Annotated in this window: 13 protein-coding genes; 10 read left to right on the forward strand and 3 right to left on the reverse strand. The window is 43.9% G+C overall.

Going from position 1 to position 14,632, the window contains the following annotated elements:
• Positions 1–108: 108 nt before the first annotated feature.
• The 8 genes from MHH63_RS28480 (at position 109) to MHH63_RS28515 (ending at position 9,268) form a co-directional block, all read left to right on the forward strand.
• Positions 109–1,479 (forward strand): ABC transporter substrate-binding protein, encoded by a 1,371-nt coding sequence (locus MHH63_RS28480; RefSeq protein WP_341172335.1) that lies wholly within the window; start codon positions 109–111, stop codon positions 1,477–1,479.
• Positions 1,480–1,606: 127 nt separating this feature from the next.
• A complete protein-coding gene (locus tag MHH63_RS28485) occupies positions 1,607–2,500 on the forward strand; it encodes a carbohydrate ABC transporter permease (RefSeq protein ID WP_076126435.1) in 894 nt (297 codons plus the stop codon).
• Positions 2,500–3,336, forward strand: a complete 837-nt coding sequence (locus tag MHH63_RS28490) for a carbohydrate ABC transporter permease (protein WP_036684447.1) — start codon at positions 2,500–2,502, stop codon at positions 3,334–3,336. Before MHH63_RS28485 ends, MHH63_RS28490 begins: the two co-directional genes overlap by 1 nt.
• A 29-nt stretch (positions 3,337–3,365) precedes the next feature.
• Positions 3,366–6,104, forward strand: a complete 2,739-nt coding sequence (locus MHH63_RS28495) for a GH36-type glycosyl hydrolase domain-containing protein (protein ID WP_341172336.1) — start codon at positions 3,366–3,368, stop codon at positions 6,102–6,104.
• Between the two features lie 111 nt (positions 6,105–6,215).
• Positions 6,216–7,103 carry a hypothetical protein gene (locus MHH63_RS28500; protein WP_341172337.1) on the forward strand — a complete coding sequence of 296 codons (888 nt, stop codon included), beginning with the start codon at positions 6,216–6,218 and terminating at the stop codon, positions 7,101–7,103.
• Between the two features lie 106 nt (positions 7,104–7,209).
• On the forward strand, positions 7,210–8,298 hold the full coding sequence (gene serC / locus MHH63_RS28505; protein ID WP_076141387.1) for a 3-phosphoserine/phosphohydroxythreonine transaminase: 1,089 nt from the start codon (positions 7,210–7,212) through the stop codon (positions 8,296–8,298).
• Between the two features lie 124 nt (positions 8,299–8,422).
• The gene (trmL, locus tag MHH63_RS28510; protein WP_076218323.1) at positions 8,423–8,887 is read left to right on the forward strand and encodes a tRNA (uridine(34)/cytosine(34)/5-carboxymethylaminomethyluridine(34)-2'-O)-methyltransferase TrmL; all 465 of its coding nucleotides are present in this window, start codon (positions 8,423–8,425) and stop codon (positions 8,885–8,887) included.
• Positions 8,888–9,013: 126 nt separating this feature from the next.
• A complete protein-coding gene (locus MHH63_RS28515; protein ID WP_036684437.1) occupies positions 9,014–9,268 on the forward strand; it encodes an AbrB/MazE/SpoVT family DNA-binding domain-containing protein in 255 nt (84 codons plus the stop codon).
• Positions 9,269–9,614: 346 nt separating this feature from the next.
• On the opposite strand, the gene MHH63_RS28520 is transcribed toward MHH63_RS28515, so the two are convergent.
• Both MHH63_RS28520 and MHH63_RS28525 read right to left on the reverse strand, forming a co-directional pair.
• Positions 9,615–10,679 (reverse strand): phosphodiester glycosidase family protein, encoded by a 1,065-nt coding sequence (locus tag MHH63_RS28520; RefSeq protein ID WP_341172338.1) that lies wholly within the window; start codon positions 10,677–10,679, stop codon positions 9,615–9,617.
• On the reverse strand, positions 10,676–11,083 hold the full coding sequence (locus MHH63_RS28525) for a hypothetical protein (RefSeq protein WP_036684435.1): 408 nt from the start codon (positions 11,081–11,083) through the stop codon (positions 10,676–10,678). Before MHH63_RS28525 ends, MHH63_RS28520 begins: the two co-directional genes overlap by 4 nt.
• Before the next feature lie 284 nt (positions 11,084–11,367).
• Here MHH63_RS28525 and MHH63_RS28530 point away from each other — a divergent pair, with 284 nt between their 5' ends.
• Both MHH63_RS28530 and MHH63_RS28535 read left to right on the forward strand, forming a co-directional pair.
• Positions 11,368–12,024 (forward strand): response regulator transcription factor, encoded by a 657-nt coding sequence (locus MHH63_RS28530; RefSeq protein ID WP_036684433.1) that lies wholly within the window; start codon positions 11,368–11,370, stop codon positions 12,022–12,024.
• 144 nt (positions 12,025–12,168) lie between these two features.
• Positions 12,169–13,386, forward strand: a complete 1,218-nt coding sequence (locus MHH63_RS28535; RefSeq protein ID WP_076103987.1) for an aminotransferase-like domain-containing protein — start codon at positions 12,169–12,171, stop codon at positions 13,384–13,386.
• Between the two features lie 972 nt (positions 13,387–14,358).
• Here MHH63_RS28535 and MHH63_RS28540 read toward each other — a convergent pair.
• On the reverse strand, positions 14,359–14,632 hold a 274-nt coding region (locus MHH63_RS28540; RefSeq protein ID WP_341172339.1), incomplete at its 5' end, for a DUF2161 family putative PD-(D/E)XK-type phosphodiesterase.

The following is a 14,632-nucleotide window of genomic DNA, read 5'->3' on the forward strand; positions in this document are numbered from 1 at the left end:
ACACCGAAACCGCTTTCTGTGATATCGTCCTTACTGTTTCGTGATTTTCAGAAATTAGCATGTGGTTTCGTTAAAAGGGTCATAACAAATTATCTGGGGGGTAACAAAATGGTAAAGAAGCTTTCTGCGGTATTGTTGAGCTCAGCGCTAGTGCTCTCATTAGCAGCATGTGGAAACAGCAATAACAACGCGAATGGTGAGGCTACTCCGGGCAGCGGAACAAACAAGCCTGCATCTGGTGATAAGAAAGTGATTAAGATTTTACACTGGAAACAAGAGAATATTAACAAGGTCATTACAGAAATTAATAAAAAGTTTGAAGAAAAATATCCGGAATACAAAGTGGAGTACACAACCACGGGTCCGGATGATGAATTCAAACAAGCACAAAGAGCAAGAATTACAGCTGGTGACGTAGATGTTCTTGCCGATCTATCCGGTATGAGATTGTCCCCGAAAGATTGGACACCAGGTGCGAAAGTGCCAGACTGGCAACAATGGATTGATTCCGGACTGATTGCTGATCTGAGCAACGAAGCTTTCGTTAAAAACTACAATGCGAATGATATTGCTAAAGCCGGCACTTATAAAGATAAAGTGTATGCAATCCCAACCGGTAAAGTAGCAATGTCAGGATTCTTCTATAATAAAGAAATTTTTGAACAAAACGGTCTGAATGTACCTACAACTTGGACAGAGTTCATTAGTGTTCTAGATACATTGAAAGCTAAGAGTATTGTTCCAATCGTAGTGGCTGGTAAAGACGTATGGCCATTGAAACTGCCAGTGTTCGGTTTGCAAGCTAAGATTCTGGGTGGCGGCAACCAACAACAATGGATTGAGGGCGTTTGGAAGGGAACTTCGGCATTTAACGATGCTGAGGCTGTAGAAGTATTGGAGAAAATGAAGACGCTTCAAGATAACTACATCATCGACGGTTTCTTGGGTATCGACTATGCAACAGCACCTTCGTTTTTCGCAACAGGAAAAGCAGCTATGATTGCTGACGGAACTTGGGATGCTCCTACGATCGCGGCAGCAAATCCAGATGTGAAATTTGGTTACTTCCCAATCCCAGCTACAGAAGATGCTGCTAAGAATAATTCTCTTGTCGGTAAATACGATGTAACTTGGTATGCAGCAGAAAAAGGCCCGAACAAAGAAGGTGCTTTGAAATGGCTGGAATTCTTCTCTGAACCAGAAAATTACACAGAATATGTTAAAGCAGCAGGATTCTTGCCTACACAAGACAATATTGCCACTGAGAGTGATTTTATTGACAAAGAACTTGCTCCATACATGACTGGAGATTTCGAACTTGCTTATGAAATTATGATGATTAACCGTGACAACGTTGGTGAACACATTGCAGCTGAAGGCGTTCACACTGAGTATTTGGCACCAGGCGGCGAGTTTAAAACCGCTAAAGAGCTTGCAGATGTACAACAAAAAGAATGGGAAGCAGCAGCACCTAAATAAGTAGCTATCCCGATAAATAAAAAAGAATCTACAACATACTGTACACCAAACATGTTTTACAGCTTCGGGGTCTGTTTTGTGCAGGCCCCGATCATTTTATTGAATTAGGATTGGGTAGGTGAGAGAAATGTATCCGTTCGGGAAAGGTTTTAAACGATATATACCGCTTCTGCTGCTAATGATTCCATTATCATTGTATGTAATTTTCTATTTTGGCCCATCTATGATGACGGTCATCTATTCATTTACAGATATCACTAACGTTCCTGGAAGCAAGATGAGTTTCGTAGGCCTTGACAATTATTATGATGTATTTTACTCAGGAAATTCAGGCGAGCGTTGGGATTCCATTATACGTACTATTTATTTCATGGTCATTGTAACCATTGTACAGAACGGTGTCGGTCTGCTTATGGCCGTAGTTATCAATCAGAAGCTGAAAGGCGATTATTTCTATCGCGCGGTATTCTTTTTACCGGTTGTGCTTGGTGTGGCGGTAGTTGCACTGGTATGGGGCATGATGTTCGATCCGCTGAGTGGTCCGGTTAACCAACTGTATGATTCTTTGTTCGGTTATAAAGATATGTTCTTTGGAAGCTTCACTCATGCGTTCGGTTATATTATATTTACGCAAATTTGGATGTATATGGGATATTCGATGTTGATTTTCCTTGCGGGACTACAATCCGTACCGAAAGATTTGTATGAGGCTGGATATATAGACGGAACTACGAAGTGGCAATCTTTTAAAAATATCACATTCCCACTTATCGCTCCATCCTTTACGATTAACATTATTTTGTCTATTATCGGTGCGATGTCCACCTTTGATATTATTCTCGCAACTACGGACGGTCGCTTTAACACAAGAACGATGGCATATGACGTTTATAAAGAGACGTTCCGTGGTTCTCTACAGATGGGACTTCCTTCCGCGCTTTCCGTGGTTCAGTTCCTTATGATTCTGGTGTTTGTAGTATTTGCAGTGAAACAAATGCGTAAGAGAGAGGTGGAATATTAATGAAGGATTCCAAAACCGCCAAAACTCTCTCTTATATTCTGATTGCAGTGTTGCTTGTTTTGTATATCATGCCGTTGTTATTTGTAATCAATATTTCATTCAAGTCCTTTACAGAATATCTGCTAGATCCTATCGGTCTCGTAAAAAGTATTCAATGGGATAATTATAAAGAAGCTTGGCTACAGGGGAATTTCTCTAATTATTTCTTAAACAGTCTGCTGTATACAGCCGTAGCAACAGTGCTGACCCTAATTGTTTCGTTATTTGGGGCCTTCCCGGTGGCGAGAAATTATGTGAAGTGGAGCGGATTTATTTATTTGTTCTTCTTGATGTCTCAGTTCCTGCCGAATCCAATGGTCGCACAGTTCAAGCTGATGCTTACCATGAAACAGGAGCTAGGATTTGTAGGTTATGACACGAAGCTGGGTTACATTCTCCTTAAAACAGGCGGAACGGGTATCGTGTTCATGATGTTTGTAGGTTACATCAAAGGAATTAGCCGGGAGATGGATGAAGCAGCAGGTATGGATGGTGCTGGATATATGCGTTATTTGTTCCAGATCATCATGCCACTTATGAAACCAGTAATTGCTACAGGTGTTATTCTAACAGCTATTAGTATCTGGAATGACTTCGTGGGACCGGTCATGTATTTACCGAGTCCAGAAAACTATCCAATCACCTTCGGGCTTAAAGAATTCCGCGGTCAATACGGAAACAACTGGCCTATGTTGGCGTGCGGGATCATGATCGTATCTGCACCGCTTATCATCCTATACACCTTCATTCAAAAGTATATCGTTGACGGTGCATTGGCAGGTGCGGTTAAAGCTTAAGTAGTTGTGTAAATGAGAGGATGGAGAGAATGGATCGTAATAAAATTCATGGCTTCGAATTCACCGGAAATGATGGGGAATTCAGGCTTCAGCAACCGGATCGCAGCAGTTTTCTATATTTCCCTCTAGTGAATGAAGGGGGAATGATGTCGACAGTAACTCCAAAACTTCATGGTCAGGTTACCACAGGTCATAATACATTTTTGACACCGCCATTATCGGTTGAAGATTTGCATAATTCGCGGGCTTCCCGCAACTTCTGGGTATACGTAGACGGCAAGGGAGCTTGGTCGGCAGTGGGGAACTCCGCTAAGCAAAATGCCGATTTTTATACATCGTCTACTGATGAAGCGGTACTAGAGGCTGGTTTCTTGTGGCAACGCGTAACGCGTTGTAACGCAGAGATGGGTGTTAAAGCAGAAATCACCAGCTTTGTGCCAAGTGGTAATGATAAAATCGAATTAATGAAGGTTAAGTTGACCAATACAGCAGCAGAGGCTATTACGCTGACACCGACAGCGGTAGTTCCGATTTACGCGCGTTCGGCGGATGATCTGCGCGATCATAGACATGTAACCTCTTTGCTTAACCGGATTTATACTTCACCCTATGGTGTTGAGGTTCAGCCTGCGCTCTCCTTTGATGAGCGGGGACACCGCATCAATCACACTTCTTATGGAGTATTTGGTGCAGAGGGTGACGGCAGTCAACCTGCGGGGTTCTTTCCGGTGCAGGAGGAGTTCATTGGAGAAGGTGGAAGCCTGGATTGGCCAGAAGCTGTTATCCTGAACAACACGCCGGAGATTGGCAAGGGCGGAGGCGTACAAAGAGAGGGATATGAGGCTATCGGGGGTCTTCGTTACGAGGCGCTTACTCTGTCTCCTGGTGACAGCCATTCTTATATAGTAGTTATGGCGATCCATAATGAGAGAATTGACGTGGATGCTTTGATGAACAAATATGGTACATCTGAAGCTTTTGATCATTTGCTTGAGGAGACTAAAGCCTTCTGGGCAGATAAAGTGAATATGGTAGAATTTCATACCGGTGATTCAGATGCTGACCAATGGATGAAATGGGTTACGATTCAACCCGTGCTGAGAAGACTTTATGGTAACTCCTTCTTGCCTTATCATGATTATGGAAGAGGCGGACGTGGCTGGCGGGATCTTTGGCAGGATTGTCTAGCACTCCTTATTATGGAACCGGCTGAAGTACGCAGCTTACTGCTGAACAACTACGCTGGGGTAAGAATAGATGGAAGTAATGCCACTATTATCGGTCAACAGCCTGGTGAATTTATTGCCGACCGTAACAACATCCCGCGGGTGTGGATGGATCATGGAGCTTGGCCGTTCTTAACTACTATGTTATATCTGGATCAGAGTGGTGATCTTGATTTCTTATTGCAGGAACAGACGTATTTCCGCGATACCTTTATGAGTCGCTGTAAGGAACGCGATACTTCATGGGATACCTCGCTAGGAAGTGATCTCAGAACAACTTCTGGTGAGGTTTATAAAGGTACGATTCTGGAGCATATTCTGCTGCAAAATCTGGTTCCGTTCTTTAATGTTGGAGAGCACAATAATATCCTGCTGGAGGGCGCAGACTGGAATGATGGTCTTGATATGGGCGCAGACCGGGGTGAGAGTGTAGCTTTCACAGCATTCTACGCAAGTAACTTATTGGATATTTCTCGTGTGCTGCGTACGCTAAAGACTTCTAAAGGGCAAGAGACAGTTGAATTGGCAGAAGAAATGAAACTATTGCTAGATTCGCTTGGTGAGCAAGTGGATTATGAATCTGTATCAGGCAAGCATGAAAGACTTAATCAATATTATGCTGCCGCTCCGAACAAAGTTAGCGGTATTCGTGTAGCACTCGACATAGAGACGGTAGCGGACGATCTGGAACAAAAAGCAGAGTGGATCTTTAATCACTTGCGCCGCAATGAGTGGGTGGAAAGTGAACACGGTGGAGGCTGGTTTAACGGTTATTATAATAATGATGGAGAACAAGTGGAAGGGGAATTTGCAGAAGGCGTTCGAATGACGCTTACAGGTCAAGTATTCCCGCTGATGGGTCATGCAGCTGCGCCAGAGCAAATTCCGCATATCATTGCCGCCGTGGATCGTAACCTACTGGATGACAAAATTGGGTACAGACTTAATTCCCGTTTTGGAGGGATCCAGCAAAATCTGGGTCGCGCCTTTGGCTTTGCTTTTGGACATAAAGAGAACGGTGCTATGTTCAGTCACATGACCATCATGTATGGCAATGCGTTGTATAAACGCGGATATGTGAAAGAAGGACATAAAGTACTAGAATCTCTGTATAGCTTAAGTACTGACTTTGCAAAAGCCCGCATATACCCAGGAATTCCTGAGTATATTAACGAGCAAGGCAGAGGGATGTATACGTATTTAACAGGATCAGCGAGCTGGCTGCTGTTAACTATGGTTACTGAAGTATTTGGTGTAAAAGGTAAGCTAGGTGATCTTTTGTTGGAACCGAAGCTTGTTAAAGAGCAGTTTGATTCCGAGGGAAAGGCCTCTATTAAGACAATCTTCGCGGATCGCGAGTTTGAAGTGGTCTATAAAGCCACAGGAAGCTTAAACTACGGGGAGTACCAAATACACTCTGTTACCCTGAATGGCAGCGAGGTGACGCTGCAGCGCGGCTCAGGAAGTGCGATTATTCCGCGTGAAGAGTTGCTCTCTCTGCAGACAGAGAAATGCCACTTGATTGAAGTGACATTGGCGTAGCTTTATACGATATTTTAAGACGTCTGCACCGTTATTCATAGCGGCTGCAGACGTTTTTTTCAATAATGAATATTTATTCATTGTAACAATGAACGAAAGGGCGCGTTAGGTATGGGTTGCAGACTGTCAAATGGCATATTAACTGTCGATATCGCTGATATCGGAGAGTATAAGGGCACTCGTTTTGACTGGACAGGATTTATTACACAGGTGACATTAGAAGAGGGGAAACATACGTTTTGTGTGCCGGAAAGCTTGAAGCCAGGCGAAGGAACTGGAGGCAAGGGGCTTTGTAATGAGTTTGGCATTTCCCGGGCAATTGGATATGATGAAGCACCAATCGGAGGCTGGTTTCCAAAAATCGGAGTCGGATTATTACAAAAAGGAACTTCCCCATTATACAGTTTCAATGAGGAGTTCCCCTTAACCTCTTTTAGTAAGGATATCGAAGCAGGGAATGATGCGGTCACATATACGATCCACCCAATGGAAAGCAACGGATATGCTGTGCAGCTAACCAAAATGATTTCTTTACAGGGGGATCAATTAATAATTGCATATGGACTGCATAACAAAGGGCAAAAGCCTTTCCATACGGAGGAATATATTCACAACTTCATCGGAATCGATGGGTTGAATATTGGGCAGGATTTCGAACTACGTCTTCCGAGGGAACTTAAGGTAGTAGAACCAGAATCCTCCTATACGAAAGAATTGCTAGAGGTATCCGGGAATACCCTTACTTGGTCAAAGGAACCGGATAAACCCTTTTATTGCAAGTTGAGCGGTTGGGAAGGTCAGGAAAATGAGTTCACCTGGGAGTTGGTTCATAAGCCTAGTGGAACAGGCGTGCGAGAGAGTGGGGACTTTCCAGTAGAACGTATGGCCCTGTGGGGAGAAGGTCATGTAGTCTCTCCTGAAGTATTTGTGAACATTAGTCTTTTACCGCGTCAAAGCAAGAGCTGGCGCCGATCTTACCGGTTTTTCACTGCGAAATGAGTACCGTCTTAACCTTTTATGTGAATAATTATACTTGCTGGTGCGGGAGAATATTGCTATCATAACCATATCCATATTGATAGGAGAGAAAGGGTGGGGAGCAGTTTTGAATAAGAGAGCATACAATTTTAATGCCGGACCGGCAGCATTGCCGCTTACGGTACTGGAACGCGCACAAGCGGAGTTTGTTGATTTCCGGGAAAGTGGAATGTCTATCATGGAGATGTCGCACCGTGGTGCAATTTACGAATCCGTGCATAATGAAGCGCAGGAACGTCTGCTTTCGCTCCTCGGCAATCCGAAGGGCTATAAGGTATTGTTCTTACAAGGCGGAGCAAGCACGCAGTTTGCAATGATCCCTATGAACTTGATTTCCGAAGGCCAAGTAGGTAGCTATGTAATGACAGGTAGCTGGGCAGATAAAGCTTATAAAGAAGCCAAATTGGTAGGAGGCGCTCATGTTGCTGCTTCTTCCGAAGATAAGAAATTCTTGGCTATACCTGAATTAAGTTCGATCAAAGCTGCGGAGAATGCTGCTTACCTTCATGTTACTTCCAACGAGACCATTGAAGGAACGCAATATGCAGAATTTCCGGATGCAGGCTCGATTCCGTTAATCGCGGATATGTCTAGTGATATACTTTGCCGTCCAATCGATGTGAACCAATTCGGAATGATCTATGCCGGAGCACAAAAGAACCTTGGACCTTCAGGTGTGACTGTAGTTATCGCGAAAGAAGAATTGCTTGCAGAATCACCTTCTAACATTCCTACTATCATGCGTTACAGCACTCATTATAAGAATAACTCTCTTTACAATACACCTCCATCTTTCTCTGTATATATGGTGAACGAAGTATTAAAATGGATTGAGGAGCAAGGCGGCTTAGCTGGCATCCATTCCAAGAACCTTGAAAAATCGGGTCTGTTATATGATCACATCGATGGAAGTGACGGTTTCTACCGTGGTGTTGCAGAACAAGGCAGCCGCTCTATTATGAACGTTACTTTCCGGATGCAATCAGAAGAACTCGAAAAGCAGTTTGTCAAAGCTGCTGAACTGGAAGGTTTTGTCGGCTTAAAGGGTCATCGCAGTGTTGGGGGCTTGCGTGCTTCCATCTATAATGCAGTTCCTTACGAAAGTGTAAAAGCACTATCCGATTTCATGAACCATTTCCGGCAAACTCAAGGTTAATGAATTCTATCTATAACCTTCCGCCTTCTTGGTGGAAGGTTTTCAGTTTGTTTGGAGAAGCTATGGTTAGGCACTAGAGTAAAACATCTGGCTATTAAGCCTTTAGAGAGGAAGGAACCATATAATGGCACTCCATATCGTATTAGTCGAGCCGGAAATTCCGGCCAATACTGGCAACATTGCGCGTACTTGCGCCGCTACCGGCACTCATCTTCACTTGGTTCGTCCACTCGGATTCCGTACTGACGATGCTACATTAAAAAGAGCAGGATTAGACTATTGGCATGCTGTTACTATTGAATATCACGACTCCTTTGCTGAGGTTTTGGAGAAATATAGCGAGGGGCGTTTCTTTTACGCAACGACGAAAGCAGAGAAAAGATACAGCGACTTTAAGTTCCAAGATGGCGATTTTTTTGTTTTTGGCAAGGAAACGAAGGGGCTTTCTGCAGAGATTCTAGAAGCAGGTAAAGAAACAAAAATGCGCATGCCAATGAGTGATGCTGTGAGATCTCTGAATTTATCCAATTCGGCAGCAATTATTGTGTACGAGGCGCTTCGACAATTGGATTTCCCTAATCTTATTTAAAAAAAGACAAATTTTTTATTTTTTTCAGCAGGATTCGACAATTAGGTAACGAAATATATTGAAAGAGCCGAAATAAGTAGTAGCTACTAAATAATTTTTCTTGAACAGGAGAGGTGTACGTTAGTTATGAAACCTGCTGGTGTAGTTCGCAAAGTGGATCAGTTGGGTAGAATTGTTCTGCCTAAGTCCCTGCGTAAAAGGTATCAGATGAATGAAGGCGACCCGGTTGAAATTTTGGTACAGGGTGACCATATCATCTTGGAGCGTTACCGTCCAAAATGTGTTTTCTGTGGATCGATGGATGGTGTAAGCGAATATAAAGATCGTTATATTTGTTCTGCATGCCTTTCGGAAATGACTCAATTGCCAAGACATGCCTAAGAAGTACATATTTTGAATTTTGACAGCCAAGAGCTTATAAAAAACTGTCCTCTTCGTAGAACTCTTCTACTTGGGAGGCAGTTTTTTTATGTATACAAAAAATGCCCCCGCACCAAGTGGCTGCAGGGACATATCGGCTTTATAGGCCTTTTGTTTTGTCGTCGTTGTAAGATGAGGTAAGGATGCCGACCGTAAATAACACAAATACGAACATTACGATCCAAAAGGTTAATGAGAACGACATACTGGCACCTCCAATAGCGAATGTATTCGTTATCAAGATTATAACCTGCAATTTAATAAAAATAAACGCAAATGTGATATGTTACATAGACAATTTACTATATTATTTAAAAAACAGAAAATTCGTTGGCACAGCTCTTAGATTTCCATCGGATGGTTTATTGATAACTCTTCCGTTAAAGATCAATGAGGAAGAGCCACCACCATCTAAATTATAAGCATCTACGAGACCCATATTCGATAATTTGTTCTGAATCTCCTCCAGCTGTGCACCAGAGCTGCCATACTCATTATATCCATCCGCTACAAAAAGCAGGATCTGATCATCTTTATATTTGCCGATCACGGTACGTGGTGCCCGATTAGGGGATGTTTTCCACTTTTCGGGTATGGGTGTTTTGATGTTGTTTTTAAGGAGGACAGGCACAAAGGTGGCGCCGAATACCGGATCTAGCTGATCTAATTGTGCGCGACTGTAGAATTTCCCTCCGATTAATTGCCCGGATTTGTTCAGCCCAACAAAACTTAGGTCCTTGTACGTGGGCTCAAAACCGTATAAATACTTTCCATCCACTACAGTTGTGCTTAAGGGATAACGTTTTCCGGATTGATCTGCAAAGCCGCCCGCATTAATACCAGCAATGGCACCATTACGCTGTACGGCATGCATAGTAGTTTCCGCACCGTAGGCTGTCTCCGCCAAGCTCATCTTCATAGCGGTCGGGTCCTTCAATTTGATTTTCAACGCATAAGCTTTGTAGTTTCCTGGATTCAATCGATATAACTCAACTCTTATACGGTCGCTAGTAACGATCTCTGAAGGTATACCAAGCTTGGCTGAAATCCTGCGGTTATAGATCAGTTCAGGCCGGTTCGCTTGAGTCTGTGCTGTTTCGACCAGCTTATTCATCGTAGTGGTAGTCTCTTTATATAGCTTGGCACTAGCGCTGACAGCATCAATGGTGTAAGCTGCGGAGGCCTCTGCCAGCGTCAGCTCTTTTTTTAAGGAAGCTGTTTCATTCACTGGCCCAGCGCTTGGTGTGAATTGTCCTACATCAAGGTCTAGCTGTAGCGGTGGTCGATACCACGACATACAAATAAACAAGCCTATGAACGGTGCAGTTAGAAGCATGAAGAAGCGGTTTACTCTTTTGACTGGCGTCATCATTTGATCAGATCCATTTCTTTCTTCAAAGCTTCTAACTGTTTGCTTACCTCACTCAATTGCGTATATAGCTTGTTGCTGTTATCTGTCTTGGCACTAGCATTATCTTTAGTGAAGGTTAATAGTTCGTTAAAGCTTTGCACTGTATTCTGCAATTCCTTCACTTCTTCAGAGAGAACGGCAATTTTTGCTTCATAGTCGGTCTTCAAAACGGTAAGCTGCTGCTGGCTCTGAGTACTAAGTTCGGTAAGCACCTGTTGCTTCAGATGGTTCGTGTAGCTGTATACAGCATATACGCCGAGTCCGATCATCATAATCCAGAACAGTAAAAACCATTTTACGGAAGGGCCGTTTCTCGCAGTAGTAGAGCGCGAGCGTACCGGGGACGTTTCCGCTAGCGGTTGCATTTTATCACCTCGGGTTGGTCTTTTTTTCAAGTCCCCATTCTATCAGACTTTGACAAGATTCGCAAAAATGTAAGAGAGTATGAAAACTAGAAAAAGTAATTGCATCCTATTAAACTACTGCGATACAATTTCTATAGATTGGAATTCTGATAGACGTACACAAGGTAACCAGCTAGAGATTATACAGACAAGTCATCATACAGCCTTGCTTGCGTTTTAACCGGAAACGCTGCGGCGCTTTCCTTTCTAGATGATTATATATAGAGCAGGGGGTCAGGGCATTAATGATGAAGGTTTGGCAGGTGGTCATTGTGGGGTGTCATCCTACAAGTATGCTGGGGACAAAATTGATTTTGGAAGAGGAAGAGGGGCTTAAGGTTCTGGGAATGTATTCCACTTGGGACGAAGGCGCTACCATCGTAAGGGAAAAAAATCCCGAGCTAGTGCTAGTAGATTATCATATGCCTGAGGGGAATATTGAGAGTGTGCTGTTAAATATGAAAAAAAGCTCACCAAACTCACATTTTGTCGTGATGACAGACGAAGACGGGCGAGAACTGCTTCAGCCCCTCGTAGAACTAGGAGCCAGCGGGATATTCTCGAAGGGAGCTTCTCCCCGTCAGCTTTTACAGCTGATCCTGGGTTTACGGGAGGGTTTTCTTTCAATGCCGTTGGAATGGATTGAAAAAGGAGCTTGGCCGATTTCGACATTTAAAGGATTAGATGATGTTCTGCAACTGACGGAGACAGAGATGTTTATCATGGAGCGAATCGTTCAAGGGATTACCTACGATAAAATTGCGCTTGAAATTGCGGTAAGCCGTCGGTCCATTGATAATTATTTGCGCAAAATCTATGTAAAGCTAGATGTTTCGACCCGGGCACAAGCGATTGAGAAATTCGCGCTCTTCTCAAGACAAAACAGGCAAATCTACGCCTAACCCACGCTTTACGACATAATGACGTATGGGGTGGAATATTCTTGGAGTAGAAGTAAGAATATCATGTTGAATGGGTAACCATCCCATCCTTGGATGAGGATGACGAAGCCGTTTCTACTTGGTAACAGGGAAGGGGGATTTCGCATGATTTACGAATTTTCTGCTCGCGCACACACATTGTTGTCGTCATCGCTTCTTAGTATCCGCACCCAAACACGGAGAAGCTCCATGATATCGCTAGCTGAAGAATTACCAGCGGAAGAACTATTCCCATTGTCACTGCTTGCTGAAGCAGCATCTACGGTGATTTCAGCAGATGCGGGAGCACTGCAATATGGTGATCCTGCAGGGTACGGACCGCTTCGGGAGTGGCTCGCAGGGGATTGGCTTAAAGAAAAAGGGGTAAATGTTGTTGAGGGTGGAGTTCTGCTAACAACGGGTAGCCAGCAAGCCATTGATTTGTTGTCACGGGTGTATATTGATCCAGGAGATCGTGTATTAGTAGAAAATCCGACCTCTCCAGGATTTTTGCAGACTCTTCGGATGCAGGGGGCCGTTATTATTCCTGTACAGGGTGATTTGGACGGGCTTGATCCGGAGCATTTGCGGAGCCAGATTGAGCTGCATAAGCCGAAAATGCTGTTCGCAACCCCTAGCTTTACTAATCCAAGCGGCATTTTATGGAGTCTGGAGAGACGCCGCGCAGTATTGGATTTATGTATCGCATATAACATCTTGATTGTGGAAGATGATTCTTATGGGGATTTGCACTTCCAGAAGCAGGGTGAACAAAAGGCTAAAAGATATCCGTCTTTGTATGCACTGGAAAATATCAGCGATGGCGGACACGTGCTTTATATCGGTTCGTTCAGCAAGACCGTTGCGCCCGCGCTGCGGACGGGCTGGGCGGCAGGCAGCCGAGTCTTGATCAGAATGATGTCTGCGGCTAAGCAGATGGCCGATTGGCAGTCGAGCGCATTAAATCAGCGGCTGCTGCATCATTTATTGGATGTGTCTGCGTTTGATCTGCGTGAGCATATCGCGCAGCTGAATCGAGAGTATAACACCCGTCTGAAGCTTATGGTGGAACTGCTCAAGCGGCCTGCTTGGAAGGGCAGCTCCTATGACCTTCCATCAGGAGGCATGTTCCTGTGGGTCGCACCACCAGAGGGAATGGATGTTATGGCGTTGCTCAAATGTGCGCTAGGTAAGGGAGTGGCTTTTTTGCCAGGTCCGTTATGTAGTGTAGATGGAGTCAGCAATCACCTTCGCCTTAACTTTAGCCATCCCGGCCGGGATGAGCTGCTGCTTGGCATGAATCTGATGAGCGAAGCGGTTAAGGAGTTCACAGCACGGAGTTAGGTAGTGGAATGAAAGTTGGGAATGAAATGATTGAAATGAATGACATGATTAAAACAGAAGACACTCTTAGAGCTAAAACACGGACAGAATTACAAGTCGGGCAAGACGAAGCTCGTAATGTGAGATTAATTAGGGAAATCCTCCCTAAAACTGGTCGATTTGAACTCTAAAATGGACTATTTAGGGAATTTCTCCCTAAAAAATCAAGGGATTCCCCGTTTTAGGGGTAAATCTGGCGAAAATCAGGGAGGAATTCCCTAAAATGCAGTTTTTAGCGTGTGAATCGAAGAATATTGGGGAGGATTTCCCTAATAACTTAGTGTGCCTTTTTCGGAATGGTGTTTTTAAAGCTTATTTTGTTTTGAATGATTCAGCAAGAGTAGCTTGTTAAAGCAAGAGTAGAGAAAATAGTAATTAGTAAATAGCGCTCGTGTTCGAAGATTGTAAATAAGTTAGTTAAGTACAGTCAAGTAGAGCTGGATGAGGTACGCAGAGATATGAACGTGGTAAGAGTGAGATATGAACGTGGTACGAAAGAGTTACTAATGTGATGAGAATGATTTACGAATGTGGGAAGAGCGAGTTAAACACGCGGTAAGAATGCAATTCGAATAGGAACGTATGAGTACTAATGAGATATGAGTAAAATAAGACATGGTACGTATGAGATACTAGTGTGTTAAAAATGTAATCTAAATGTGATATGAGTGTAGTAAGAGCGTGGTACGCACCAGATACTAATATGTTAAGTGTAAGTTAAGAACATGGAATGCACAGTGATAGGATTTAAATAAGATAAGACATACGAAAAAGCATCCCGTAGTTGGGATGCTTTTTGGCGTTACTTACACATGTTATGTGTGCATCAGAATAATAAGTTTAAAGTCTGAGTAAATGATTAGAACCGAGCTAAAAGAATAAGACCCGACTAAAAAGAAATAGTCGATAGAAGTACTGTCCAGGCTAGGTTAGCTAATTAATGGGATGATTGCTGTTATTGGGTACGCCGCTTGTTATCGCGGCATATTCCACCAGCGCCGCATGACCGGCTGGGGTTAGGGTGTAACGCCCACGGCTTACCCGGTGAAACCAGCCGTAGTAGTTATTCTGAAGCATAGCGGCGGCGGTGGGTACGCCGCTACGCTTCCGCAGCTCGGCCGGAGTGATGCCGGCCGAGCGGGGAGCGCTTCCTGCGGCCAATACGGCCGCTGGAAGCGTGCTTGAGGCAGCGCTAGGGGCACCGCTT

The organism is Paenibacillus sp. FSL H3-0310 (assembly GCF_038002785.1).
In the GTDB taxonomy this organism is placed as follows: domain Bacteria; phylum Bacillota; class Bacilli; order Paenibacillales; family Paenibacillaceae; genus Paenibacillus_AQ; species Paenibacillus_AQ odorifer.